The sequence below is a fragment of the Vibrio sp. 378 genome, from assembly GCF_033339435.1.
Genome location: NZ_JAWOUO010000208.1, coordinates 1 through 974, shown reverse-complemented (window position 1 = coordinate 974; position 974 = coordinate 1). Strand labels below are relative to the sequence as shown.

Annotated in this window: 2 protein-coding genes; both read right to left on the bottom strand. The window is 49.2% G+C overall.

Annotated features, from left to right (window positions below):
* Nucleotides 1–140: 140 nt before the first annotated feature.
* Nucleotides 141–749 carry a superoxide dismutase gene (locus R7Q48_RS25195; RefSeq protein WP_005460445.1) on the bottom strand — a complete coding sequence of 203 codons (609 nt, stop codon included), beginning with the start codon at nt 747–749 and terminating at the stop codon, nt 141–143.
* Between the two features lie 72 nt (nt 750–821).
* On the bottom strand, nt 822–974 hold a 153-nt coding region (locus tag R7Q48_RS25190), incomplete at its 5' end, for an ATP-binding protein (RefSeq protein ID WP_411979284.1).

The window sequence follows — 974 nt, the reverse complement described above, 5'->3', positions numbered from 1 at the left end:
TCTGGTTCGTATAAAGCGATATCAAACATGGTATTGAAATAGAGTTGGTCAAAGAGAGGGGCAGTATATACCCAAGTGCAGCGACTTGGGTACAAAAGAGGGCTTGGCGCTTACCAACCTTCCCCCTTTATCGTTAGCGGTTACACGAGCGCGCGAGCGTAGTTCTCTTCGACGGCGCGCCAGTTCACCACATTCCACCAAGCGTCGATGTATTCTGGTCGACGGTTCTGATAACTGATGTAGTACGCGTGCTCCCACACATCTAATGCAAGGATAGGCTCGCCGCGTACATCGGCCACGTCCATTAACGGGTTATCCTGATTGCTGGTGGAGGTGATGTGGATGTCGCCATCTTTCACAACTAACCATGCAAAGCCAGATCCAAACGTATTAACGGCTGCTTGAGCGAATTCGTCTTTGAACTTTTCGAAGTGACCAAACTTGTCGTTGATGGCTTGCGCAAGTGCGCCTTGTGGTTCACCGCCGCCTTCTGGCGACATGCAATTCCAGTAAAGGATGTGGTTGTAGTAGCCGCCGCCATTGTTGCGAATGGCTGGGCTATGTTGCGAAACGGCTGCGAAGATTTCGTCTAGCGATTGTGTTTCAAGATCACTGCCTTGCACGGCGGTGACGAATTTATCGAAGTAAGTCTTATGGTGTTTGCTGTAATGCACTTCCATGGTTTTTGCGTCGATGTATGGCTCTAACGCATCGTATGGGTAAGGCAGAGCGGGAAATGTATGTGACATAGTAAATCCTCCTTAATCGGAGGATTTACTCTAATGTTAATGAAAATCATTATCAACTGAAATCTTGTAGGGTTATTTGCCTACTTTGACTAAAGGCAGCGTGATGGAGACGCGCAAACCTCCCAGTGGGCTGCGGCTTGCGACTATCGTACCGCTGTGCTGACGAATCGCACTTTCTGTGATGGTTAACCCTAATCCAGTGCCGCCAGAGTGACGATCACGAGC

What these genes read in the sequence shown, in the direction of transcription:
- R7Q48_RS25195 (WP_005460445.1), bottom strand. Translation starts at nt 749, where the DNA reads ATGTCACATACATTTCCCGCTCTGCCTTACCCATACGATGCGTTAGAG.